The sequence below is a fragment of the Methylobacterium sp. D48H genome (genome assembly GCF_053345715.1).
Genome location: NZ_JBKFAP010000190.1, coordinates 1 through 292, shown reverse-complemented (window position 1 = coordinate 292; position 292 = coordinate 1). Strand labels below are relative to the sequence as shown.

General features: G+C 71.2%; 1 protein-coding gene. It reads right to left on the bottom strand.

Going from position 1 to position 292, the window contains the following annotated elements; translation table 11 throughout:
• A partial coding sequence (locus ACLBX8_RS32075) for a histidine kinase dimerization/phospho-acceptor domain-containing protein (RefSeq protein WP_447716459.1) occupies nucleotides 1-292 on the bottom strand: 292 nt, incomplete at both ends.

Genomic DNA, 292 nt, shown 5'->3' with positions numbered 1-292 from the left:
TCTCCGCCACAGCCCGGAGCGAGCCGCCCACCTCGAAAACCTCGGGCCCCAACGCCTGGCGGCGCGCGAAGGCGAGGAGCTGGCCGGTCAGCTTGGCGGCGCGGTCGACGGTATCGGAGATCGCCTCGACGTAACGGCGACGGCGCTCCTCCGGCAGGTCCGGCCGCTTGAGCAGGTCGGTGGAGGATTTGATCACCGTCAGCAGGTTGTTGAAGTCGTGGGCGACGCCGCCGGTCAGCTGCCCCACCGCCTCGAGCTTCTGCGCCTGCCGCAGCGCCTCCTCCACGCGCTC